The sequence below is a fragment of the Novosphingobium sp. genome, from assembly GCF_024642085.1.
GTDB lineage: Bacteria > Pseudomonadota > Alphaproteobacteria > Sphingomonadales > Sphingomonadaceae > Novosphingobium.
The window spans coordinates 16,835-37,206 of record NZ_JAHEBV010000018.1; the positions used below are offsets into that span (position 1 = coordinate 16,835).

Consider the following 20,372-nt stretch of genomic DNA (forward strand, 5'->3'; position numbering starts at 1 on the left):
TGCCTGATGCGCGCAGAACCGCAAGCCGCCCCCTACACGCCTGACGTGCCGATCTCTGCGCTGGCCCCGTGGCTGGCCGATCCGGTGCGGGGTGCGGATTTTCCCGCCGCAACCCTGCGCTTCCGCAACCGGCGCTGGGACGCCGCCGTGGGATTGGGCGATCTGGACGATGCGGACTGGGTGCGCCGCTTTGCCCACTTCGATCCGCTGCCCGGCAACCTGACCCAGCCGCTGGCGCTGCGTTATCATGGGCACCAGTTCAGGGTCTACAATCCGGATCTGGGTGACGGCCGCGGGTTCCTGTTCGCGCAGATGCGTGACGGGGCAGGTCGATTGCTCGATCTTGGCACCAAAGGATCGGGACAAACCCCGTGGAGCCGCCAGGGCGATGGGCGCCTGACGCTGAAAGGTGCGGTGCGCGAAATCCTGGCGACAGAGATGCTTGAGGCGCTGGGCGTCAACACCAGCAAGACTTTTTCGGTGATCGAAACCGGCGAAGATCTGTTCCGCCAGGATGAACCCAGCCCGGCACGCTCTGCCGTACTGGTGCGGCTCAACCACGGGCATATCCGGATCGGTTCGTTCCAGCGGCTGGCCTATCTTGGCGAGGATGCGCACAGCGCCGCGCTGGTCACCTATTGTCTTGAACAGTTCCCCGGCAATCCGCCTCCCGAGGACGCGCCGGGCCGCGACGAGCCAGCCGTAATCCTCCTCCATCAAGTGGTCGAACGGCTGGCAAAGCTTGCAGCGCAGTGGGCGGTCGCGGGATTTGTCCACGGCGTGCTCAACACTGACAACATGAACATTTCGGGCGAAAGCTTTGACTATGGCCCGTGGCGCTGGCTGCCGCGCTGGGACCCCGGCTTTACAGCCGCCTATTTCGACCACAACGGGCTTTACGCCTTTGGCCGCCAGGCCGAAGCTCTGCACTGGAACTGCGGCCAGCTGGCCGTGGCGCTTCGCCCGCTGGCCGATGCGGCGCCGCTGATTGCCGCGCTCAACCGTTTTGGCGATCTTTATCAGGAAGCGCTGGCCCGGCAGTTCGTGTGGCGCCTGGGCTTTGCGCCGCGCGGGTTTGACGCGGACCGCGCGTTAGTCGCTGCGGCGGAACGCGCCATGGCTGACAACGGCACCAGCCCTGACGTGTTTTTCCACCGGCACCGGTCTGGCCGCGCCATGCAGGGCGATCTGGCAGCCGCGGCAGCAGCCCACGAACCGGCCGGCCATTCTGACCCTGTGTGGGATGAACCCGCACCGCCATCGCTGGTCATCGAACAGGTCGAAGCGATCTGGGAAGCGATAGCTGGCGGGGATGATTGGCATCCGTTGCAGCAAATGATTTCGGATATCCGCCGCCTTGGCAGCGCTTTGGGGCATTTATCGGCGTGAATGGCGCAAATTGGTGCAGTTTGTGCTGACTATTGCTTTAATTTGCGTCTTGCCCGCGCTACACTCAGCCGACAGCACACAACGGCAAAGCCGGGGGCGGACACCAGTTTGACTACGTCAGAGATAGTTTCTTTCGAACCTGCTACCGGTACGGAATTATGGCGCAGCCCGCGCGGAGACGTGGATGAAGTGGTTTCGCGCGCGCGCCGCGCCTGGCCCACCTGGGCTGCCCAGCCGCTTTCGACGCGCATGGAAATGGTCCGCCGCTTTGCCAACGAAGTGCGCAAGGACGCTGAAAACCTGGCAACGCTGATAGCGCGCGAAACGGGCAAACCGATGTGGGAAGCCCGGACCGAGGTGGAAAGCGTCGTCAACAAGGTAGAGATTTCGATCCGCGCCTATGCTGAACGGACCAGCCAGCGCAAGCTCGACAATGCAATGCAGGGAACCTCATCGCTGCGCCACAAGCCGCACGGTGTGATGGCCGTGCTGGGGCCCTACAATTTTCCCGCGCACCTGCCCAACGGGCACATCGTCCCCGCTTTGATCGCGGGCAACGCCATTGTGTTCAAGCCCAGCGAAAAGACCCCCGCAGTGGGTGAAGCACTGGTCCAGTGCTTTCACCGCGCAGGGATTTCCGCGGCCCTGGTCCAGCTGCTGGTCGGCGGACCGGAAGAAGGGCAGGCTCTTGTCGCCCATTCGGGTATCGACGGGGTGCTGTTCACCGGATCGGCCCATGCCGGGATCGCCATCAACCGCAAGCTTGCTGCCCGACCGGACAAGATCGTCGCATTGGAAATGGGCGGCAACAATCCGATGGTCATGTGGGATACGCCCAAGATCGCGGACGCTGCGGCTCTGGTCATCCAGTCAGCCTTCACCAGCGCCGGTCAGCGCTGCACTGCCGGACGGCGGCTTATCATCAAGTCATCAATGTATGATGCGATCATCAGCGAGGTAAAGCGCCTGGCCGACCGGATCATCGTCGGTGCACCGTTTGATGAACCCGCCCCGTTCATGGGCCCGGTGATTGATAACGACTCCGCCGATGGGTTGACCGAAAGCTTCCTCTACCTGCTTGGCAACGGCGGCAAGGCTATCAAGCACATGACCCGCCCGCGCGATGACCTGCCATTTCTTTCCCCAGCGATCATGGACGTGACTGCGGTCAAGGACCGGCCCGACGTCGAACTGTTCGGCCCCATGCTGCAGGTCATCAGGGTGGACGATTTCGATGAGGCCATCGCCGAAGCGAACAACACCCGCTTTGGCCTGTCGGCATCGCTGATCGGCGGCAATCCGGCAGAATACAACCGGTTCTGGGCCAACATTCGTGCCGGCGTGATCAACTGGAACCGGCCGACCAACGGTGCGTCTTCTGCCGCGCCGTTTGGCGGGGTCGGGCTTTCGGGCAATCACCGCCCAAGCGCCTATTACGCGGCGGACTATTGCGCCTATCCGGTCGCCTCGACCGAAATGGATCAGCCCCGCGCGATGATTGGCGTGGGTCTGAAAGGAACCTGAAAGCCTTTATAACCCGCTGGTTGCAATCGTGACTTCGGTCAACTTGTCATCGCGGGTGTGTGTTGCCACGGCATAGGCAGCTGCACCCCTTGCCCCTTGCAGAACCGTATCTTCGCCCTCGTCGCGGCGCTCTAGACGATAACCGCTCGTTCTGGCGCGGGTGCTGTAAAACGCCACGACATCGCCGGGTGCGACAGGCGTGACGAACGTCACCACCCGCATTCGGCAGCCCGCAGCATCGCTTCCGGCTGATTGGCCGACATGACCGCGCGGATAGACATCGAACGGCGCGGCAAGGCGGGCTGCCCACACCGCGGTGTAGTCCATCGCATCACGGCAGGCAGCGCTGCCCAGTCCCAAAGCCTTGGCGATCAGCGGCGCCGTGACCGCTCCGGCCAGACGCGATGTGCCCGTCGTGACAGCCGCATCGGGGGCGGGGTCAAGCTTACCGCCGGCTGCTTGCAGCGCCGCTGACCTGGCGGTGTTGATTTCATCCTGCGAACGTTTTTCGGGCGGAATTTCAGCCGTAGCCGGCCCTCCGCCAGTCAACGCGGCGCCGCCCTGGTTCTGGCCAACAAGATCGGGGTCGGCCATCAGCGGATCGTCGAGCGCCCCGGCGATGACCGGATCGCGATCATTGCGCGCACTATCGGCCTCATCGCTGCCCGAGCAGGCGGCGACTAGCAGGGCAAAAAGCAAAACGGCACAGCGCATGATGGCGTGCCTAATGCCGCAAGGTTTGCCCCAGGTAAAGAAACGCCCCCGGCAATGGGGCCGGGGGCGTTTCCCCGCAGCGCACCAAGTGCGACCCGCGGCTGCGGAACGGACGGATTACGCAGCGCGGAGGTTACCCATCCACGCACTGCAGGACAGCGCCATGCACTGACCGGCCCGAAGCCCGTTATTACGCGCCCCCTAGCCTTGGCGGCCTGAACGGGACGCAACGGCTTCGTCAGGAAAGCGAAGGGATTGCTTGCCGGTGGGCCCATCGGCGGCTAGCGCGGCGGCGCAATGCATCGCCCCCTTCCCCGCACGCAAACCGGCGGCCTGCCCATGGCTTTCGGCGCTTACCTGATCTGGGGCGTGCTGCCGCTGTACCTGATGTGGGTGCGCGCCGTGCCCGCAATCGAGTTTGTGGCCTGGCGAATCATCTGGACCCTGCCCTTCTGCCTTGCCGTGTTCGCCGTCCGCCGCAACTGGCCCGAATTGCGCGCGGCGATGGCGGACTGGAAGGTGCTTCGCCGCCTGATGCTCAGCGCGCTACTGATCGGGATCAATTGGGTCGTGTTCACCATTGCTGTCCAGAACGGCCATCTTTTTGCTGCCAGCCTTGGCTTTTACATCAACCCGCTGGTCAACGTGTTCTTCGGCACGGTGTTTCTGGGTGAACGGCTTACCCGGCTGCAATGGGCTGCGGTTGGCCTGGCAGCGGCAGGAGTATCGCTGCTGGCCTTCGGCGCGGTAGACATGCTTTACGTCAGCCTGACCCTGGCGGTCAGCTTCAGCGCCTACGGCCTGGTGCGCAAGCTGACTCCGGTTGGGCCGCTACCAGGGCTGACAATCGAAACGGCACTGCTGCTGCTTCCGGCCATGGCAATCACGCTGTGGTACGCGCTTGGTGCTGCCGGATCGGGAATAGCCATTTCCCCTGGACTGTCGCTGCTGGTTGCGCTGGGCGGGGTGCTGACTGGCACACCCCTGCTGTTGTTTGCAGGAGCAGCCCGGCGGATGGACTATTCCACGCTAGGCATGGTCCAGTTCCTGTCACCAACCATCAGTTTCTGCATTGGCCTGACTGTATTCCACGAGGTACTGCGCCCGGTGCAACTGGCTTGCTTCGTCCTGATCTGGCTGGCAATCGCCGTGTTCGTCTGGGATCTGGTGTTGCAGCGCCGGCTTAACCGGCAAACCGCCAGGTAAGCACCTCGCCCGCGTGGAACGGCACGATTGCGGTATCGTTCGCATGTAAAACTTCGGGCACGCAAACCTCTGAGCGTTCCAGCGTTATCGTCGCTTTATTGACCGGCAGGCCATAGAACGCCGGCCCGTTGAGGCTGGCAAAGGCTTCAAACCGTTCAATCGCGCCTTCCTCGTCGAATACCTGCAAATAGCTTTCCAGCGCATAGGGAGCGTTGAAAATCCCGGCGCAGCCGCAGGCCGCTTCTTTCAGATGCCTGGCATGAGGCGCGGTATCGGTGCCCAGGAAGAATTTGGCGTTGCCCGATGTCGCCGCCGTGCGAAGCGCAAGCCGGTGCTTTTCGCGCTTGGCCACTGGCAAGCAATAGGCATGCGGTCGGATCCCGCCGACCAGCATGGCATTGCGGTTGATGTGCAAATGCTGCGGAGTGATCGTGGCGGCCACGTTAGGGCCGCAGCCAAGCACGAACCGGACCGCCTCTTCAGTCGTGATATGCTCGAACACCACTTTCAGGTCGGGCAGGTCACGGACCAGCGGGGCCAGGATACGCGCGATAAACACCGCCTCGCGATCGAACACGTCAACGTCATGGTCGGTCACTTCGCCGTGAACCAGCAGCGGCATCCCGATTAGTGCCATGCGTTCCAGCGCGGGGCGGATGTGCGCCACGTCAGTTACCCCATGCGCCGATCCGGTCGTGGCGTGAGCGGGGTAAAGCTTGGCCGCGGTGAACACGCCCTGCGCGTGGCCCCGCGCCAACTCCTCCGGATCGATACCGTCGGTCAGATAGGCGACCATCAGCGGCGTGAAGTCCATCCCCGCCGGCAGTGCCGCCATGATCCGGTCACGATAGGCTGCACCCGCCGCCACGGTGGAAATCGGCGGTGACAGGTTGGGCATCACGATGGCCCGGGCAAACTGGCGCGCGGTATAGGGCAGCACACCCTTCAGCACATCGCCGTCGCGCAAGTGGACGTGCCAATCGTCGGGGCGGCGGATGGTTATGGAATCGGCCATGCCTTCCCCTTAGTCACGCCGCACCCTATCTGTCACCCATGACTGCAACCCTTCTGTCCGATCGCGCCGTGATCCGCCTGTCCCCGCTGGCAGCAGGCGAAGACGTGGCGGAGTTCCTGCAAGGCCTGGTGACCAACGATGTAACCGGCGCGCTGCCGGTCTGGGCTGCGCTGCTTACCCCGCAGGGCAAGGTGCTGTTCGATTTTCTGGTCTGGGCCGACGGGAGCGACCTGCTGCTCGATTGCGAAGCGGCACAGGCCGGCGCGCTGATCAAGCGCCTGTCGCTCTACAGGCTGCGCCGCAAGATCGGCATCGCCAGTGATGCGGCGCTGGGGGCGCATTGGCGTGCCGGGGACGGCCCCTCTCCCGATCCGCGACTGGCAGCGCTGGGCCAGCGCTGGCTTGAGAAGATGACCGACCAAAGCGCTGATGATCAATGGCTTGCCCACCGCTTGTCACACGGTGTCTGCGAAGGCCATGCCGAACTGCACGACCTGCTCTGGCTGGAATGCAACGCCGCCGAACTGAACGGGGTCAGCTTCACCAAGGGCTGCTACGTCGGTCAGGAAAACACCGCGCGGATGAACTGGCGTGCAAAGGTCAACCGGCGGCTGGTGGTGGTCCCACTGGCCGAAAGCGACCCTGCGCGGCAACGAGCAGCTTATCCCGTGCAAGGGCTGGCGGTCGATCACCGGCGGGTGGAGGATATTCCCGCGGATGCGCGGCCGGCGTGGTTGGAACCTGGCTGATCCGCAGTGCGGCTGTCAGCCCGCCTGACCCGGAACAATCCCTGCCTTCAGTGCGGCTTCGACCAGCATCACCTCAGCCATGTCGCGCGCTGCGTTGCGCGGCAGTTCCAGCGATTGCGCCAGCGGTCCGCCCATCAGCGCATCCCCCAGCGCCATCAGCACCAGCGTATGAGTGACCCCGCGCATTTTGCCCGAGCCGAACTCGTCAAGATCATCGACCAGATCGTGGATCACATCGATGATTGGATCGAGTGCATCGTCGTTGCCGCTGGCCAGCATCCAGCTGGCCAACGCGCCGCCGCCTTCCTTGTCGAACGCATCGAAGGTCAGATCGACAACGTCGCGCGGGCTGCCCGAACCTTCGCGGGTCGCCAGCACCACATCCTCGATCGTTGCGCAGATCGTTTCGGCCAGATGGCGCGCCAGCGCCTTTTGCAGACCTGCCGCCGATCCGAAATGGTGTAGCAAGTTGGCGTGGGTCCGCCCGATCCGCGCCGCCACGGCTTTCAGAGTTACCGCCTGCGGGCCAAGTTCGATCAGCAGCGAACGCGCGGCTTCCAGCGCGACCGTGCGGCTTTCTTCCTGACTGAGACGCTTTCTTATTGACATTGATGTAAGTTAAACTACATTGCGGAGCATGAACGCTCAGACCAAGATCCCCCTCGACGTAGAACCGACCGCGCTTGCAGGCAAGGTGGCAGCGGTTCCGACCCCCGCCGATCTGGAAATTGTCGTCCGCGACCGCCGCTTTGGCCGCAAGGACAAGCCGGGCCGCTGGTGGCTGGGAGGCGATCCGATCGCCACGGCATGGCACAATGCCCTGTCGGCCACTTTCCCGCGCGGCGAAGCGTTCTTCGTCGAAGCGGTAAAAGCCCACCGTGATGGCGCGCCGGACAAACTGGCCGGGGAAATCCGTGCGTTCGTCCGTCAGGAAATCAACCACACCCGCGAACACGTCGTGCTTAACAAGGCGGCGACCGAGGCGGGGTATGACCTGTCCTCAATCGACCGGCGGATCGAGCATAACCTGGCGCTGACCAAGGACCGTCCGGTCATTTTCAACCTTGCGGTAACAATGGCGCTGGAACACTACACGGCGATGATGGCGCACGACTTTCTGGCCAATCCGCGCCATTTTGCCGGCGCGCACAAGGAAACCGCCGATCTGTGGCGCTGGCACGCCATGGAAGAAATCGAGCACAAAGGCGTCGCTTACGACACCTGGCGCCATGCCACCAAGGACTGGACGCGCTATCGCCGCTGGAAGCTGAAATCGGTGATGATGCTGATCGTGACCGGCAGCTTTATCAAGAACCGCTGGGCTGACACCATCGAGCTGCTGCGCCAGGACGGGATCACCGGCCCCGCCGTCAAGCTTCGGCTGGCCTGGTACCTGTTCGGCTCGCCCGGGATCATGCGCCGCGTATTCCCGGCGTGGTGCGCTTATTTCCTGCCCGGCTTCCACCCCTGGAACCACGATGACCGGGCCTTGATCGGCAAGGCCGAGAGCGAATTTCCCGACGCAATAATGGCTGCCGCCTGAACCCTGCGTCCCTGCGCTGCCAGGGACGGTGGATCAGGCTCAGGCCGCTCGCATCGCTCCGGCCAGGTCGGTATCCCCGCCGCCGTCGCAATCGCTCGGCCGGCCAAGATCTATACGGTGTTCAACCGACTGCGTTTCATATCCGCGCGCCAGGCTATACCGCTGGCGGACCGCGCCGGTCGGCTTGAAGCCCACTTTGCGCAGAACCGCGCCTGATGCAGGGTTGTCGATGAAGTGGCCGGCAACCAGATGATGGTGGCCCAGCACTCTGGCAAAGCGCAGAACGGCACGCGCGGCTTCGGTGGCATAGCCCTTGCCCCAGTGCTGGCGGGCAAACCAATAGCCCAGTTCGACCTCGCCATCGATCTCGCCCAGCCCGATGCAGCCGATCATTTCGGCCGGTGCGGCGCTGGTCGGCAGGGTTACGAAAAAGTGCGGCAACCGTTCGTCCTGCGGGCGCGCGGCAAAGCTTTGCGCGTCCTGGGCCGTATAGGGCCAGGGAGCGCGCGCCAGATTCCTGACCACCGATTCGTCGGCAATCCGGCTGAGCAGTTCCTGCCAATCTTCGGGCCAGCCTGGCCGCAGGAACAGTCTTTCGCTGCGAATGAACACGTAAAATCTCCCAATTCGCGCCCCGCCCGGGTCCTAACCCGCATGCGTGACAGTGCCATTACGGCTTGCGTCCAGACGCACCCCGACCGGGGCGGAAGACGCAAGCTGTGCAGAGGGAGAGACGAAAAGAGGGAGATGGGTTGGCCCCTCTCCCTCGTTCAGCCGGACAAAAAGTCCGGCGGGGGCCATCCCATCAGGGACAGCCCGTTAGCGACTGTCCGTTATTCGGCCGCGGCTGCCATATCGACCGACACGTACTTGCGGCCAAGCTTGCCATCGTGGAATCGCACGCGGCCGGCGGTTAGCGCGAACAGGGTGTGATCCTTGCCCAGTCCGACATTGGCACCCGGATAGACACGGGTCCCGCGCTGGCGGATGATGATGTTGCCGCCGACCACTTCCTGGCCGCCGAACTTCTTCACGCCAAGGCGGCGACCGGCCGAATCACGACCGTTACGCGACGAACCGCCTGCTTTTTTATGTGCCATCTCGAATTACTCCGGAAATCTTATTCGGCGGTGTCGGCGGCGGCCTTTTTGGCCGGTGCCTTCTTCGCGGGGGCTTCGGCAGCAGCGGCCTCAACCTTTTCAGCCTTGGGCGCGGCGTCCTTCTTGGCAGCCTTCTTGTCTTCGGCGCCAACAGCAAGGATGCGCAGCAGGGTCATCTGCTGGCGGTGGCCGTTGCGGCGGCGATAGTTGTGGCGGCGACGCTTCTTGAAGACGATCACCTTTTCCGACTTCGCCTGGGCGATGATTTCGGCTGAAACGAGCACGCCGGCCACGTCCTTGATTTCGCCGCCGTCACCGGCCAGCAGGACGTCACCCAAAGTGATCGTGTCACCGGCTTCGCCGCTGAGCTTTTCAACCGCGATCTTGTCTCCGGCGGCGACCCGGTATTGCTTGCCGCCCGTGCGCACAACTGCGAACATGGTACTTGTATCCGTTCGTTTTTTCCAAGCCACCCAGCCACAGTGCCGGCGGCGCACCGGCCCCCACCCGAAAGCAGGGGTCCGATAAGAAGCGCCGCGCCTAGTCGAACGGGCCACTTGTGTCAACGGGGGTCCGGCTGAAAATGACAGCCGCTGGCAAGTATCCCAGACCATGCTATGGCCCGGTGATGCGTTCCTTACTGCCTGTCGCCGCGCTGTCGCTAATCCTTTCCGCCTGTGCCAAGGATCAGGGTGAATATCCCTCGCTCGCGCGCCGTCCGGTTGAGCGCATCAGCGGAACGGCGCCGGTCGTGGCGCCTGCGGAAGTCGCGCCGCCTGCACCATCACCCGAATTAAGCGGCAATCTGGAACAGCTTGTGGCCAAGGCCCGCGCCGCCGATGCGCGCTTTCGCGACAATGCTCCTCGCGCCCGCGCGCTGGTCAGTGCTGCGGCAGGAGCCGCAGTCGCCAGCGAATCGTGGTCCGTTGCCACCGTGGCCCTGGCCGATCTCGAATCGCAACGCAGCCAGGCGATGATTGCATTGGCCGATCTTGATGCGCTTTATGCCGCAGAAGGGATAAAGCTTGCCGATACCAGCGCCATTGCCGCTGCGCGCGACCAGGTGATTTCAATCGTCGGGGAAGAGGACACGGTTCTCAACGGGCTCAAGTCCCGCTTGCGATCATGATGCTTGATTGTGCGCATTGCCCGGTCCGCGACCGCGCCGCCTGCAGTGCGCTTGAGCCGCATGAACGGGAAGCGCTGGCGGAAAATGGCCGATTGCTGTTGATGAATGGGGGACAAACCCTGTTTCGCGCGGGCGACGATTCCACCCGCTGTGCCACTTTGATTTCCGGCTTGCTGAAGGTTGTGTCGATCGAAGCCGACGGCACTGAACACATCCTGGCGTTGATCCATCCTGCCGGCTTTGTCGGCGAACTGTTCACGCCTTTTGCCGAACACGACGTTGTTGCGCTGGTGCCATCGCAGTTGTGCGTGTTTGGCAGGGGCGAGATTACGCGCGCGCTGCATGCCCAGCCCCGACTGACCGAGGCACTGCTGCGCCGTTCGCAGGCCGATCTCCATGCCTCGCGCGCGTTGCTGGCGCTGTCGGTGCGGCGCTCGGCGCGGCAAAAAGTGGCAGGGTTATTGCTGGCGCTGGCCCGTTCGGCCAGCCAGTCGCCCTGCCATCCGGCGCCGCTTTTGGACCTGCCGCTGAGCCGCGCCGACATGGCCAGCCTGCTGGGATTGACGATCGAAAGTGTCAGCCGGCAGATTTCTGCGCTCGAACGTGATGGGTTGATTCGCCGCAACGGGCCGCGCAACGTTGAACTGTGTGACAGCGCCGCGCTTGAGCAGACAGCGGCATAGCGGACGAGCCCGCGATCCGGCGCGCCTTGCCTCAACCAGACTAGGTCACGCTTGGCTTACCAGCGCTCTTTGGCAGCGTAATCATCGCCGCGGGGCTCTATCCAGGTCCACCCTGCGCCCTTCTTCTCGCGCTTCCAGAACCACGAATCGCTTTTGAGGTGGTCCATGACAAAATCGGTCGCATCAATCGCAGCGCGGCGGTGGCTGGCAGCGGCGGACACGCAAACAATCGGTTCGCCGGGCAGCATCACGCCGGTACGGTGGACGATCAGTATTCCCATCAGATCGAACCGGACCGCCGCCCGCTGCGCCAGCGCTTTCATCCCTGGCAGCGTCAGCGGTGCATAATGGCTCAGTTCCAGTGCCTCGACCCCGCCCTCGCCGCGCACTTCGCCAACGAAGGTGCAGACCCCGCCAAGCCCGGGGTGGGCTTGGCTGAACAAGCCGGCAAGCTGGCCGGGATTGAACGACTGGTCGAGCAGGCGAACGTCAATCACGCCATCAGCCGCCGCTGACGGGGGGAAGAAAGGCCAGTTCGTCACCGGGTTCAAGCATGATCGCTTCAGGCTCGCTGACCAGTTCGCCATTAAGCGCGATGCGCACGCGTTCGTCCAGCAGTGCAATTGCCAGCGCCGGCGGCAGGGTAGTCAGCACTTCGGCCAGGGGGCCGGGCTCAACAGCGCGCTGTCCGGCGCCGGCGACGTCAGCCAGGCGGCCCAGAAATACCAGCAGGGCCAAGGCTCAGCCCCCGGTAGCCGACATGTGCCGCGCCAGTGCGGGCGCCTGCCCGTGCGCATCAATGGCAAAGGAATGCCGCTCAGGCTTGATCGCCATCGCCCGGTCAAGCCCGGCGGATAGCTGTGCATCAGGATCGCCCGAGCGCAAGGCGGCGCGCAGATCGACCATCTCGTGGCCGCCCAGGCAGGGATGAAGCTGGCCGGTCGCAGTTACCCGCACACGGTTGCAGCCATCGCAAAAATTGCCGGTAAGCGGAGTAATAAAGCCGATCCGGCCCTTGGTTTCAGCGACTTCGGCATAGCGCGCCGGTCCGCCGGTACGGTGAGCGCTGGGGGTCAGGGTATAGCGCTGCTCCAATGCGGCGCGGACTTTGGTCAGCGGCAGGTACTGGTCGAACCGGTCAGCCTCGACCTCGCCCAGCGGCATGACTTCGATCAGGGTCAGGTCCATCCCCTGGCCATGCGCCCATTCCATCAGCGTGGGTATTTCATCCTCGTTCACACCCTTCAGCGCGACGGTATTGATCTTGACCGCGAGCCCCGCTGCGCGCGCTGCGGCGATCCCTTCCAGCACTTGCGGCAGGCCATCGCGCCGGGCCAGCTGGCTGAACCGTTCGCGTTCGAGCGTATCGAGCGAAACGTTTATTCGGCGCACCCCGGCCGCCGCCAGATCATCGGCAAATCGGTCCAGCGTCATGCCATTGGTGGTCAGGGTCAGTTCGTCCAACCCGTCACCCAGCTTGCGCCCCAAGGCGCGCACCAGCTCGATCATGTCGCGGCGGACCAGCGGTTCTCCGCCGGTCAGACGGATGCGGTTAACCCCGCGGGCGATGAAGCCAAGGGCAAGGCGGTGCAGTTCTTCCAGGCTGAGCACTTCGCTGCGGGGCAGGAAAGTCTGCCGCTCGGGCATGCAATAGGTGCAGCGCAGGTCGCAGCGATCGGTCACCGACAGGCGCAGATAGCTGATCCGCCGCTGGAACTGATCGATCAGGTTCATGGCGCAGGTGGTAACACGGCTCCGGCGCCGCTGTCATCCAGCACGAGGTATTGCCCGGTCAGACCTGGCGCATTTGACAGGTAGGCCAGCGCGGCATCAACCGTAGCGGGACACCCCCCTGACAAGCCGTTCACCCGTCCTGGGACACGAGCGCGCGCCAGTGACTGGATCGCAGCGAGCCGCCAGGCGCTGTGCGTGTGATCGGCTGCGGGAAAAACCAGGGCCAGATCGCCCGCGCCGGACAGCGTAGGGGCTATGGCGGCATAGAACCGGGCCGCAGCCGCGATTGGTTCGTCCGGCAGGCCGCTGATGTCCCGCCGCTCCATCAGTGCCGCTCGCGCGTCAGGGTCATGCCGATCTGCTCGCCCTTTTCGCTGATCGCCAGCTTGACGATCTTGACCGTCACTGCCTCAACCCGCGTGTCCTGAAGAAACAGCGTCTCGCAGATATGATCGGCGACCGCCTCGATCAGTTTGAAGTGCACGCCCGCAGGCAGGGCTTCGGATGCGGCAAACTTGAGGTCCATGTAGTTCTTGCTGGCGGCCAGCGGCGTATCGGGATCATAGCGGTCGATCGGTTTCAGCCGCGTCTGGATCGTAAAGCGCAGCGGCTGGGGGCGGCCGGTTTCTTCCGAATAGATGCCGGTCAGGACATCGTGTTCGAAATCGGCAACTTCGAGGATCAGCGAATCGGCCATGGCGCCCCTTACCCGGGATTGGACCAGCGCGCGAAGATTGCAGTGGGGAGCAGGCGCCCGCCCTCGCCCTCTTCGCGCATGGCAAGGTCGCCGTGCTCGATCGTTCCGGGCAGATCGGCGAAGACTTCGTCCAGCAGGCCGGCCAGCGCCAGGCTGCTCATCCGCACGGCATAGACCGTCAGAAACAGGAAACGGCTGTCCGCGTCCAGCAACGCGCGGCAATCTTCGACCAGACGGGGGAGATGATCCTCCAGCCGCCAGACTTCGCCCTCGGGCCCGCGGCCGAACTTGGGCGGATCAAGGATGATGCCATCATACCGCTTGCCGCGCCGCACCTCGCGTGCGGTGAACTTGGCCGCATCATCGACGATCCAGCGCACCGGGCGATCTTCCATGCCCGCAAGCGCTGCATTGGCGCGGGCCTGGGTAACCGATTTCTTGCTGGCATCGACGTGGGTGACCGGGCCGTACTGGCTGAGCGCCAGCGTACCGACCCCGGTGTAGCCGAACAGGTTCATTGTCGCTGCATCGCTGCGTCCGGCAAGGTGCTGCCCCATCCAGTCCCACACCGGGGCCATGTCGGGGAAGAAGCCCAGGTGGCGAAACGGGGTGCAGCTGGCAGTAAAGCGAACCTGGTTCCAGGCCAGCGGCCAGCCATCCTGCGGTACGGGATTTGCGAACTGCCAGCGCCCGCCGCCGTCCTCGTCCGACCCGGGAACAAATTCACCGTCGCTGGCCCAGCGTTCCAGCTTGGGCCGCCACAATGCCTGGGTATCGGGGCGAATGAACCGGTATTGGCCATAACGCTCCAGCTTGCGCCCGTCGCCGGAATCAATAAGTCCATAATCGGCCCAAGCCGCGCCAGCCATGACAACCGGCGATAGGATCAGGTCAGCCACGCGGCACCGCGTGGGCGGCAACGTAAGCCGCAATGGCATCGTAATCGCCCGGCAGATCGACCATCCGCTCCTCACGCTCGAACAGGTCGCCGATCCGTGCCGGCAGGCCGGGGCGCTGGCCGGTCGCGCGCTCTACCGCGTCGCGGAACTTCGCCGGGTGGGCTGTGGCCAGCGTGACCACCGGAACCGCCGGATCAATCCTGGATTCACGCGCGGCATGAAGGCCGATGGCGGTATGAGGATCAAGCAGTTCGCCTGCGCGGTCATGGGCCCAGCGGATGGCGTGGGCCATCTCGTCGGCATCGGCCCGTGCGCTGGTAAACAGCTTTGCCGCGCCTTCACGCTGCCTGTTGGTAAGCTGCATCGCTCTGGTCGCTTCGAACCCGGCCATCTGGGCGGCCAGCGCCAAACCATCGCGCCCGCCCACGTCGAACAGCAGGCGCTCGAAATTTGAGGATACCTGGATGTCCATCGACGGCGCGGCGGTAGGTGTGACCGTCCCTGCGGAGTAGTCTCCGCTGGTCAGCGCCCGGTAAAGAATGTCGTTGACGTTGGTCGCCACGATGAGCCGCTCAATCGGCAGGCCCATCTGCGCTGCGACATAACCGGCAAAGACATCGCCAAAATTGCCGGTCGGCACGGCAAAGGCAACCTTGCGGCGCGGCCCGCCAAGTTGCAGTGCCGCGGCAAAATAATAAACCACCTGCGCCATCAGCCGCGCCCAGTTGATCGAATTGACCGCGCCGATGGCAAAGCGGCCGGTCATCGCCCTATCGCCGAACATCCGCTTCACCATGGCCTGGGCATCGTCGAAGGTCGCGCCTTCGACGGCAATGTTGTGGACGTTGGGGGCCAGCACCGTAGTCATCTGACGGCGCTGGACATCACTGACCCGGCCCTTGGGATGGAGCATGAAGATATCAACGCGCTCACGGCCAGCGACGGCATCGATCGCGGCCGAACCGGTGTCGCCGCTGGTCGCCCCGACAATGGTCAGGGGATCGCCTCCCCGGCCCAGAAACTCTTCAAACAGCAGCCCCAGCAATTGCAGCGCCACGTCCTTGAACGCCAGGGTCGGGCCGTGGAACAGTTCCAGCAGCCAGTGCTGTTCATCCAGCTGCCTGAGCGGGGTCACCGCCTTGTGGGCAAAGCGGCCATAGGCCTGCGTAGTCAGTTCTTGCAGGCGCTGCGGGGTCAGGCATTGACCAACGAAGGGCTGCATGATCCGGGCGGCAAGCTGTGCATAGGGCAGCCCGGCCATCGCGGCGATCTCATCTGCGGAAAAACGCGGCCATTCGCGCGGCACATAAAGCCCGCCGTCACTTGCGAGGCCGGCCAGCGTCGCGCCTTCGAAATCGAGCGCCGGAGCGCTGCCGCGGGTCGATACGTATTCCATCAAGCGGGGCCGTTAGCCCCCGGACCCCTCTGCCGCAAGCCGCTTGCGCAAAGCCAGGCCATAGATAATCAGCGCCGTTGCCGCGAACAGGAACCATTGCACGGCATAGGACAGGTGGTTGTTGGGGATCGCGCCAGGGTCGGGTGGTGCGCTTGGCTGCAATCCCGGCAGCGGCTGTCCGGCCACCACCCGCGCGCCCAGCGGCCCGTCGGGGGCAATGGTACCGCCAACCGTGCCGCCGGTGAACGGCACGGCAGCAGGCGAAATCGACCAGCCGACATTTACTTCGGCAACCGGTTTGCCATCAGGCGTCAGGCATTGGCCCCACTGCGCCCAGCCGGTTTCACCCTTCAGGTTGTGCCCTGCCATGGGCCGGGTCTCATTATTGGCCAGGCAGGTAAAGGTGGTATGGCGGAACCACACCTTTTCGCGGGCGGTTTTGTCCGCGGGAAGCGGCGCTTCGGATGACATGGCCTGGTTGCGGCTGAACAGGGCGGCCAGCGCGGCCTTCTGTTCCAGCCGATCAAGCTGCCAGAAACCCAGCCGGATCATTATCCCGGCTGCGATCATGACCAGCAAGGTTGGCACAATCGGGATGCGGCGCAGGTTCATGGTCCGACCACGTCCCTTGCCGATGCTTCACGCGCCTTGCGCCGGTATTCGGCCGCCAGCAACGCAGACTTCGTCACTCTCAACCCCCAGATGGTGGCGCCAACGATCAGCGGCGTCCACAACAGGACATGGACCCACCACGGCGGCTCGAACCGGAATTCGACGGTTACCGCCAGCACCACCACCAGCGCACCGATCACCGTGGTCAGGAACGCTGCTGGACCGTCACCGACATTGTAGTCCGAAAAATTGAGTCCGCAGGCACGGCAGCGCGGCGCAAAGGCAGTCAGCCCGCCATACAGCGTCTTGCCTCCGCAGCGCGGGCACAAACCGAAAAGGGCAGCCTGGCCAAGACCGGGCTGCCCCTTCGCAGTTTCTTTATCGTCAGTCACCGATCAGTGCGTCGGATAACCCCATCCGCCCCAGACATAGACTGCGACGAACAGGAACAGCCAGACCACATCGACGAAGTGCCAGTACCAGGCAGCGGCTTCGAACCCGAAATGCTGGCGTGGCGTGAAATCGCCGCGATAAGCGCGGATCAGGCAGACAATCAGCATGATCGTGCCGACGATGACGTGGAACCCGTGGAAGCCGGTCGCCATGTAGAACGCCGAACCATAGGTGTTGCCGCCAAACCCAAACGGGGCATGGTAATATTCATATGCCTGGATTGCAGAGAACAGCAGCCCCAGCAGAATCGTCGCCCACAGGCCCTTCTTCAGGCCGTCGCGATCGCCGTGGATCAGGCTATGATGTGCCCAGGTGACAGTAGTGCCTGAACAAAGCAGGATCAGCGTGTTAAGCAGCGGCAGATTGAACGGGTCCATCACCGCTTCGATCGCCTTGGGCGGCCACTGTCCGCCAACCACGTCGGTCAAAGCGCTGGGGAACAGCGAGAAATCGAAAAAGGCCCAGAACCAGCCCACGAAGAACATCACTTCGGAAGCGATGAACAAGATCATGCCATAACGCTGGTGCAACTGGACCACGGGTGTGTGATCGCCGGCATGGGCTTCATTCACAATCTTGCCGAACCAGCTGAACATCGAGGCAAGCAGCAGTGCCAGGCCGAGCCACGGGACGAACTTGCCGCCGGGCATTTCGTGCATGAACAAAACCATCCCGCTGGTAAACATCAGCGCGCCGATTGTGGTCAGCAGCGGCACGACATCGGGCGGAAGGATGTGGTATTCGTGGTTCTTCGTACCGGCCATGATGCTCTGGTCCCTGTCTTGATTCCGTATGCCGGCAGCGCGGGTCTGCCGGGAAATGCCAGACGCCCTTATCGCGCCGGGTCGGCCCGGTCCAGTGCCTTTGCGGTGCTCTTGGCGGCGTTGTGGAAAGTGTAGCTAAGGGTAATCTGCTTGATGTCCCGCGCCTCGGGATCATCGGCAATCGCGGGATCGACATAATAGATTACCGGCATGTCGACCTTCTGTCCTGGCTGCAAGGTCTGCTGGTTGAAGCAGAAGCACTGGATCTTGTTGAAATACTTGCCCGCCTGCTCTGGTTCCACGTTGAAGCTGGCGACCCCGGTGATGGGTTCGGACGATGTGTTTTCCGCCCAGTAAAACGCCTGTTTGCGCTGGCCGATGCGCATGTCCTGCGTCACTTGCTGCGGCTGGAATCGCCACCCCATGCCGCGATCGACGTTGGCATCGAAGCGGACCGAGATATGGCCATCGGCAACCTTGACGGACGACGCCTGCGCCTCGCTCACCCGCATGGTCGTGCCGCCGAACCCGGTAACCTGGCAAAAGATCCGGTAAAGCGGCACGGCCGCGAACCCGAGGCCCAGCATGGCGAGCGCCACAGCGGCCATGACCAGCGCGGTGCGGCGGTTGCGGTTATCGGGCGAGGCTATGGCCTTCATGGCGGTCAGTGCTTCATCTTGGCGATCGTGATGAAGAAGAACAGCACCGCGCTGGCCGCGAGTATCAGCGCAAGTGCACGGTTGCGGCCGCGGATGATCCGGGCGCGTTCCTCTTCCGGGGTAGGGGGCAGTTCCATGGGGCGTTATCCAATCAGAAAACGGTCCGCCACCAACATGGCGAAAAGGGCAAACAGGTAAATCACCGAATAGCCGAACAGGCGCTTTTCAGGCCGCATGTCCCCATCCGTAGCCCCGCCCCTGAACACCGCAACGCGCAGCGACAAAAGCAGGAACACCCCAGAGAGCAGCAGCGCGCTGGCACCATAAAGCCAGCCCGCTACCTCAAGCCAGAATGGCGCAAGCGACAGCGGCAGCAGCAGCACTGCATAGACCAGAATCTGGCGGCGGGTTGAACGGTGGCCAGCAACCACCGGCATCATCGGAATGCCGGCCTTGGCGTAGTCCGTCTCGACAAACAGGGCGAGCGCCCAGAAGTGCGGCGGAGTCCAGAAAAAGATGATTGCGAACAGCAGCACCGGCATCAGCTCGATCCGGCCGGTTGCCGCAATCCATCCGATCATCGGAGGAAAAGCCCCCGCCCCGCCGCCGATAACGATATTCTGCGGGGTTCGCGGCTTGAGCCAGATGGTGTAGACCACCGCATAATAGACGATCGACAGCGCCAGGATCGCCGCCGCCAGCCAGCTGATCGCCAGACCCATGACCAGAACCGAGGCAACCGACAGGGCCACGCCGAAATCGCGTGCAGCCTTACGGTCCATCCGCCCTGCCGGAAGCGGACGGCTGGCCGTTCGCTTCATCTGCGCATCAAGATCGGCTTCCCACCATTGGTTGAGCGCGGCCGATCCGCCTGCTCCTACGGCAATGCACAGGATTGCGGTAAAGCCCAGGACCGGATCGATCGAAACCGGTGCCGCCAACAGGCCGCACAGGCCGGTGAAGATCACCAGGCTCATCACGCGGGGCTTGGTCAGCGCAAAGAAATCGCGCCAATCGGTCGGCAGGGGAATCGTCGGGGCGGGGGCAGTGCTCATGGCTGGGGCGCCTATAGGCCTGCAAAGCGGTGCTGCCAACCCGCCCTTAGGGAAGTCGCCGCAGCCAGTCGATCAGCAAACCATTCACTTGTTCTGGCCGCTCCTGCTGTGTCCAGTGGCCGACCCCGTCCAGCACATGGCCTTCGACATTTGGCGCAAACATCCGCATCATCCCTACCGGATCTTCCACCGCACCGAACAGCGTCGTCGCCGGATCGCGCGTCCCGCCGATGAACAGGCACGGCTGGGTAATCTGCTTGCCTTGCCAGGCTTTCAACCAGGCGTAATCCGCTTCATGGTTGCGATAGCGGTTGAGCGGCCCGCGAAAGCCCGAAACCTTGAACTCACTCGCGTAATAGTCGAGATCGGCCCCGCTCAACCACGGCACCGGCTGCGGATCGGGCAGGCCTTGCAGGAAGGTCGCCCCTGCGGGCTTCGACCAATAGTCTCCTGGCGGCACATCGCCCGAAATCGAATACATCATCCGGGCCACGAAATCGCGCGGGTTGGCCTCGGCCTCTGCTTCGGCCACCCCTGGCTGCTGGAAATACTCCTGGTAAAAGAACTTGCCCTGACTGGTGAAATGTTCGCGGAAAATCTCGGTAAAAGGGCGCATCGGCGCACCGGCAAAAGGCACTGACAGACCGGCGACGGCGCGGATGCGGTCAGGCCGGGTGAAAGCAGTGTTCCACACAATCGGCGCACCCCAATCATGGCCGACCAGCACGATTTGTTCGCCCGGAGCCAGCGCTTCGCCCAGCCCCACCAGATCGGCAGCGATCTTCTCCAGAGTGTAGTCTTCAACCTGCGGCGGCTTTTCCGACCCGCCATAGCCGCGCACGTCGATGGCGCAGGCGGTGAACCCGGCAGCGGCAACCGGGCCGATCTGATGGCGCCACGAATACCAGCTTTCGGGAAAGCCGTGAACCATCACCACCAGCGGACCGCTGCCCTGGATCGCGCAGCGCAGCTTCACCTCGCCCGTGTCGACCATCCGGAAATCAGGCATTGGCGCGCTCCCAACGAAAAACGCCCCGACCGTGGCGGTCGG

27 protein-coding genes are annotated in these 20,372 nt (G+C 63.6%); 7 read left to right on the forward strand and 20 right to left on the reverse strand.

The features are described from left to right. The first annotated feature begins 6 nt into the window (after positions 1-6). The gene (locus Q0L62_RS08990; protein WP_296679049.1) at positions 7-1,389 is read left to right on the forward strand and encodes a protein adenylyltransferase SelO family protein; all 1,383 of its coding nucleotides are present in this window, start codon (positions 7-9) and stop codon (positions 1,387-1,389) included. A 108-nt stretch (positions 1,390-1,497) separates the two neighbouring features. Beyond that, positions 1,498-2,913 (forward strand): succinylglutamate-semialdehyde dehydrogenase, encoded by a 1,416-nt coding sequence (gene astD, locus Q0L62_RS08995; RefSeq protein WP_296679051.1) that lies wholly within the window; start codon positions 1,498-1,500, stop codon positions 2,911-2,913. A 6-nt stretch (positions 2,914-2,919) separates the two neighbouring features. Here astD and Q0L62_RS09000 read toward each other — a convergent pair whose 3' ends face one another. Beyond that, complete coding sequence (locus Q0L62_RS09000) at positions 2,920-3,627, reverse strand: hypothetical protein (protein ID WP_296679053.1); 708 nt, start codon at positions 3,625-3,627, stop codon at positions 2,920-2,922. Between the two features lie 297 nt (positions 3,628-3,924). Here Q0L62_RS09000 and rarD point away from each other — a divergent pair, with 297 nt between their 5' ends. Then, complete coding sequence (rarD, locus tag Q0L62_RS09005) at positions 3,925-4,833, forward strand: EamA family transporter RarD (RefSeq protein ID WP_296679055.1); 909 nt, start codon at positions 3,925-3,927, stop codon at positions 4,831-4,833. On the opposite strand, the gene pyrC is transcribed toward rarD, so the two are convergent. Further along, the gene (pyrC, locus tag Q0L62_RS09010) at positions 4,811-5,848 is read right to left on the reverse strand and encodes a dihydroorotase (RefSeq protein ID WP_296679057.1); all 1,038 of its coding nucleotides are present in this window, start codon (positions 5,846-5,848) and stop codon (positions 4,811-4,813) included. The two genes, rarD and pyrC, sit on opposite strands and share 23 nt — an antisense overlap. A 38-nt stretch (positions 5,849-5,886) precedes the next feature. Between pyrC and Q0L62_RS09015 the strand changes: the two genes are divergently transcribed. Beyond that, on the forward strand, positions 5,887-6,597 hold the full coding sequence (locus Q0L62_RS09015; protein ID WP_296679059.1) for a folate-binding protein: 711 nt from the start codon (positions 5,887-5,889) through the stop codon (positions 6,595-6,597). Positions 6,598-6,612: 15 nt separating this feature from the next. On the opposite strand, the gene Q0L62_RS09020 is transcribed toward Q0L62_RS09015, so the two are convergent. After that, positions 6,613-7,206, reverse strand: a complete 594-nt coding sequence (locus Q0L62_RS09020; protein WP_296679060.1) for a TetR/AcrR family transcriptional regulator — start codon at positions 7,204-7,206, stop codon at positions 6,613-6,615. A gap of 28 nt (positions 7,207-7,234) precedes the next feature. Here Q0L62_RS09020 and Q0L62_RS09025 point away from each other — a divergent pair, with 28 nt between their 5' ends. After that, positions 7,235-8,140, forward strand: a complete 906-nt coding sequence (locus Q0L62_RS09025) for a metal-dependent hydrolase (protein WP_296679062.1) — start codon at positions 7,235-7,237, stop codon at positions 8,138-8,140. A 39-nt stretch (positions 8,141-8,179) separates the two neighbouring features. On the opposite strand, the gene Q0L62_RS09030 is transcribed toward Q0L62_RS09025, so the two are convergent. The 3 genes from Q0L62_RS09030 to rplU form a co-directional block, all read right to left on the reverse strand. After that, positions 8,180-8,752: a GNAT family N-acetyltransferase gene (locus Q0L62_RS09030; RefSeq protein WP_296679064.1), complete on the reverse strand. Its 573-nt coding sequence runs from the start codon at positions 8,750-8,752 to the stop codon at positions 8,180-8,182. 221 nt (positions 8,753-8,973) lie between these two features. After that, positions 8,974-9,240 carry a 50S ribosomal protein L27 gene (rpmA, locus tag Q0L62_RS09035; RefSeq protein WP_296679066.1) on the reverse strand — a complete coding sequence of 89 codons (267 nt, stop codon included), beginning with the start codon at positions 9,238-9,240 and terminating at the stop codon, positions 8,974-8,976. 20 nt (positions 9,241-9,260) lie between these two features. Further along, positions 9,261-9,680 carry a 50S ribosomal protein L21 gene (gene rplU, locus Q0L62_RS09040; RefSeq protein ID WP_296679068.1) on the reverse strand — a complete coding sequence of 140 codons (420 nt, stop codon included), beginning with the start codon at positions 9,678-9,680 and terminating at the stop codon, positions 9,261-9,263. Positions 9,681-9,868: 188 nt separating this feature from the next. Between rplU and Q0L62_RS09045 the strand changes: the two genes are divergently transcribed. After that, the gene (locus Q0L62_RS09045) at positions 9,869-10,369 is read left to right on the forward strand and encodes a hypothetical protein (RefSeq protein ID WP_296679070.1); all 501 of its coding nucleotides are present in this window, start codon (positions 9,869-9,871) and stop codon (positions 10,367-10,369) included. Beyond that, entirely contained in the window at positions 10,366-11,052 is a 687-nt protein-coding gene (locus Q0L62_RS09050; protein ID WP_296679072.1) for a Crp/Fnr family transcriptional regulator, read from the forward strand. The genes Q0L62_RS09045 and Q0L62_RS09050 overlap by 4 nt, the downstream gene beginning before the upstream one ends. A gap of 56 nt (positions 11,053-11,108) precedes the next feature. Here the strand turns inward: Q0L62_RS09050 and Q0L62_RS09055 are convergent, their stop codons facing one another. The 14 genes from Q0L62_RS09055 to Q0L62_RS09120 all read right to left on the reverse strand — a co-directional run bounded on the left by Q0L62_RS09055 (position 11,109) and on the right by Q0L62_RS09120 (position 20,330). Next, positions 11,109-11,549, reverse strand: coding sequence for a molybdenum cofactor biosynthesis protein MoaE (locus tag Q0L62_RS09055; RefSeq protein ID WP_296679074.1), 441 nt, complete (start codon positions 11,547-11,549; stop codon positions 11,109-11,111). Between the two features lie 4 nt (positions 11,550-11,553). Next, positions 11,554-11,790 carry a MoaD/ThiS family protein gene (locus Q0L62_RS09060; RefSeq protein WP_296679077.1) on the reverse strand — a complete coding sequence of 79 codons (237 nt, stop codon included), beginning with the start codon at positions 11,788-11,790 and terminating at the stop codon, positions 11,554-11,556. 3 nt (positions 11,791-11,793) lie between these two features. Then, a complete protein-coding gene (moaA, locus tag Q0L62_RS09065; RefSeq protein WP_296679079.1) occupies positions 11,794-12,786 on the reverse strand; it encodes a GTP 3',8-cyclase MoaA in 993 nt (330 codons plus the stop codon). Then, positions 12,783-13,112 carry a Rossmann fold domain-containing protein gene (locus Q0L62_RS09070; protein WP_296679081.1) on the reverse strand — a complete coding sequence of 110 codons (330 nt, stop codon included), beginning with the start codon at positions 13,110-13,112 and terminating at the stop codon, positions 12,783-12,785. The genes moaA and Q0L62_RS09070 overlap by 4 nt, the downstream gene beginning before the upstream one ends. Beyond that, entirely contained in the window at positions 13,112-13,483 is a 372-nt protein-coding gene (locus Q0L62_RS09075) for a dihydroneopterin aldolase (protein WP_296679083.1), read from the reverse strand. The genes Q0L62_RS09070 and Q0L62_RS09075 overlap by 1 nt, the downstream gene beginning before the upstream one ends. Positions 13,484-13,491: 8 nt before the next feature. Continuing rightward, positions 13,492-14,382, reverse strand: a complete 891-nt coding sequence (locus Q0L62_RS09080) for a class I SAM-dependent methyltransferase (protein WP_296679085.1) — start codon at positions 14,380-14,382, stop codon at positions 13,492-13,494. After that, positions 14,375-15,778, reverse strand: a complete 1,404-nt coding sequence (gene thrC, locus Q0L62_RS09085) for a threonine synthase (protein WP_296679086.1) — start codon at positions 15,776-15,778, stop codon at positions 14,375-14,377. The genes Q0L62_RS09080 and thrC overlap by 8 nt, the downstream gene beginning before the upstream one ends. A 12-nt stretch (positions 15,779-15,790) precedes the next feature. Further along, entirely contained in the window at positions 15,791-16,390 is a 600-nt protein-coding gene (locus Q0L62_RS09090) for an SURF1 family protein (protein ID WP_296679088.1), read from the reverse strand. Then, on the reverse strand, positions 16,387-16,782 hold the full coding sequence (locus Q0L62_RS09095) for a DUF983 domain-containing protein (protein WP_296679089.1): 396 nt from the start codon (positions 16,780-16,782) through the stop codon (positions 16,387-16,389). The genes Q0L62_RS09090 and Q0L62_RS09095 overlap by 4 nt, the downstream gene beginning before the upstream one ends. A gap of 3 nt (positions 16,783-16,785) precedes the next feature. Beyond that, a complete protein-coding gene (locus Q0L62_RS09100) occupies positions 16,786-17,607 on the reverse strand; it encodes a cytochrome c oxidase subunit 3 (RefSeq protein ID WP_296679090.1) in 822 nt (273 codons plus the stop codon). A gap of 68 nt (positions 17,608-17,675) precedes the next feature. Further along, positions 17,676-18,266, reverse strand: coding sequence for a cytochrome c oxidase assembly protein (locus tag Q0L62_RS09105; protein WP_296679091.1), 591 nt, complete (start codon positions 18,264-18,266; stop codon positions 17,676-17,678). A 5-nt stretch (positions 18,267-18,271) separates the two neighbouring features. Beyond that, positions 18,272-18,403, reverse strand: coding sequence for a hypothetical protein (locus Q0L62_RS09110; RefSeq protein WP_296679092.1), 132 nt, complete (start codon positions 18,401-18,403; stop codon positions 18,272-18,274). A 6-nt stretch (positions 18,404-18,409) separates the two neighbouring features. Further along, the gene (locus Q0L62_RS09115; RefSeq protein ID WP_296679093.1) at positions 18,410-19,321 is read right to left on the reverse strand and encodes a heme o synthase; all 912 of its coding nucleotides are present in this window, start codon (positions 19,319-19,321) and stop codon (positions 18,410-18,412) included. A 46-nt stretch (positions 19,322-19,367) separates the two neighbouring features. Continuing rightward, on the reverse strand, positions 19,368-20,330 hold the full coding sequence (locus tag Q0L62_RS09120; protein ID WP_296679095.1) for an alpha/beta fold hydrolase: 963 nt from the start codon (positions 20,328-20,330) through the stop codon (positions 19,368-19,370). Between the last annotated feature and the right edge of the window lie 42 nt (positions 20,331-20,372).

What these genes read in the sequence shown, in the direction of transcription:
- Q0L62_RS08990 (WP_296679049.1), top strand. Translation starts at nt 7, where the DNA reads ATGCGCGCAGAACCGCAAGCCGCCCCCTACACGCCTGACGTGCCGATC.
- Q0L62_RS09000 (WP_296679053.1), bottom strand. Translation starts at nt 3,627, where the DNA reads ATGCGCTGTGCCGTTTTGCTTTTTGCCCTGCTAGTCGCCGCCTGCTCG.
- rarD (WP_296679055.1), top strand. Translation starts at nt 3,925, where the DNA reads ATGCATCGCCCCCTTCCCCGCACGCAAACCGGCGGCCTGCCCATGGCT.
- pyrC (WP_296679057.1), bottom strand. Translation starts at nt 5,848, where the DNA reads ATGGCCGATTCCATAACCATCCGCCGCCCCGACGATTGGCACGTCCAC.
- Q0L62_RS09015 (WP_296679059.1), top strand. Translation starts at nt 5,887, where the DNA reads ATGACTGCAACCCTTCTGTCCGATCGCGCCGTGATCCGCCTGTCCCCG.
- Q0L62_RS09020 (WP_296679060.1), bottom strand. Translation starts at nt 7,206, where the DNA reads ATGTCAATAAGAAAGCGTCTCAGTCAGGAAGAAAGCCGCACGGTCGCG.
- Q0L62_RS09025 (WP_296679062.1), top strand. Translation starts at nt 7,235, where the DNA reads ATGAACGCTCAGACCAAGATCCCCCTCGACGTAGAACCGACCGCGCTT.
- rpmA (WP_296679066.1), bottom strand. Translation starts at nt 9,240, where the DNA reads ATGGCACATAAAAAAGCAGGCGGTTCGTCGCGTAACGGTCGTGATTCG.
- rplU (WP_296679068.1), bottom strand. Translation starts at nt 9,680, where the DNA reads ATGTTCGCAGTTGTGCGCACGGGCGGCAAGCAATACCGGGTCGCCGCC.
- Q0L62_RS09045 (WP_296679070.1), top strand. Translation starts at nt 9,869, where the DNA reads ATGCGTTCCTTACTGCCTGTCGCCGCGCTGTCGCTAATCCTTTCCGCC.
- Q0L62_RS09050 (WP_296679072.1), top strand. Translation starts at nt 10,366, where the DNA reads ATGATGCTTGATTGTGCGCATTGCCCGGTCCGCGACCGCGCCGCCTGC.
- moaA (WP_296679079.1), bottom strand. Translation starts at nt 12,786, where the DNA reads ATGAACCTGATCGATCAGTTCCAGCGGCGGATCAGCTATCTGCGCCTG.
- Q0L62_RS09070 (WP_296679081.1), bottom strand. Translation starts at nt 13,112, where the DNA reads ATGGAGCGGCGGGACATCAGCGGCCTGCCGGACGAACCAATCGCGGCT.
- Q0L62_RS09075 (WP_296679083.1), bottom strand. Translation starts at nt 13,483, where the DNA reads ATGGCCGATTCGCTGATCCTCGAAGTTGCCGATTTCGAACACGATGTC.
- thrC (WP_296679086.1), bottom strand. Translation starts at nt 15,778, where the DNA reads ATGGAATACGTATCGACCCGCGGCAGCGCTCCGGCGCTCGATTTCGAA.
- Q0L62_RS09090 (WP_296679088.1), bottom strand. Translation starts at nt 16,390, where the DNA reads ATGAACCTGCGCCGCATCCCGATTGTGCCAACCTTGCTGGTCATGATC.
- Q0L62_RS09100 (WP_296679090.1), bottom strand. Translation starts at nt 17,607, where the DNA reads ATGGCCGGTACGAAGAACCACGAATACCACATCCTTCCGCCCGATGTC.
- Q0L62_RS09105 (WP_296679091.1), bottom strand. Translation starts at nt 18,266, where the DNA reads ATGAAGGCCATAGCCTCGCCCGATAACCGCAACCGCCGCACCGCGCTG.
- Q0L62_RS09110 (WP_296679092.1), bottom strand. Translation starts at nt 18,403, where the DNA reads ATGGAACTGCCCCCTACCCCGGAAGAGGAACGCGCCCGGATCATCCGC.
- Q0L62_RS09115 (WP_296679093.1), bottom strand. Translation starts at nt 19,321, where the DNA reads ATGAGCACTGCCCCCGCCCCGACGATTCCCCTGCCGACCGATTGGCGC.
- Q0L62_RS09120 (WP_296679095.1), bottom strand. Translation starts at nt 20,330, where the DNA reads ATGCCTGATTTCCGGATGGTCGACACGGGCGAGGTGAAGCTGCGCTGC.